Annotated in this window: 1 protein-coding gene; it reads right to left on the bottom strand. The window is 72.7% G+C overall.

Annotation, left to right across the window (positions count from 1 at the left end):
* A partial coding sequence (locus AC27IO_RS25160; protein WP_498741337.1) for a FimV/HubP family polar landmark protein occupies positions 1-638 on the bottom strand: 638 nt, incomplete at both ends.

Here is a 638-nt window from a genome sequence, read left to right as displayed (position 1 = left end):
CGGTACCACGGCGCCCGTGGCCACGGCTGCGCCCGTCGCGGCGCTGGCGGTGGCTGCGGGCGCGCTGCCGGAGCCCGTGGACACCGGCGCGGAGGCGGTTCCGAGCTTGTTCAGGTCGGAGATGTTCTTCGACAGCTCGGCCATGCGCGCCGATGCGGCGCTGGCCTGCTTGTCCTTGGCCACCTGGTCTTCAGCAGCCTTCTGGCCTTGCACGGCGCCCTTGGACAGGGTGAGCTTGTCTGGCGCGGCCGTGGCGGGCTTGCGGTCCTCGACCTGGGTCTGGACCTTGCCGCTGGCCGAACGCTCGGCGGCGGCCACCTCGGCGGAGGGTGCGGCACCGGCCAGGCGGCGGCGGAATTCGTTGAAGTCGCGGCTTTGCGCGGCAATGATCTGGCGTGCCTCGCCGGGGGGAGTGGCCCGTGCCTGGGTTTCATCGGGCAGTTGCAGCACCGCGCCCGATTTCAGCCGGTTCACGTTGCCACGGATGAAGGCGTCAGGGTTGGAACGCATCATCGCCACGAGCATCTGGTCGAGCGACACGCCAGCGGGGCGGTTGGCGGCGGCCAGGCGGCCCGCGGTATCGCCGGCCTGCACGGTGACCGAGCCGGCGGCACCCGCCGGGGCCGGCGCTGCGGCAG

Source organism: Acidovorax sp. KNOB132 (assembly GCF_057541515.1).
Note: the sequence above shows the minus strand (reverse complement) of the source record. Positions and strands in the feature narration are given on the sequence as shown.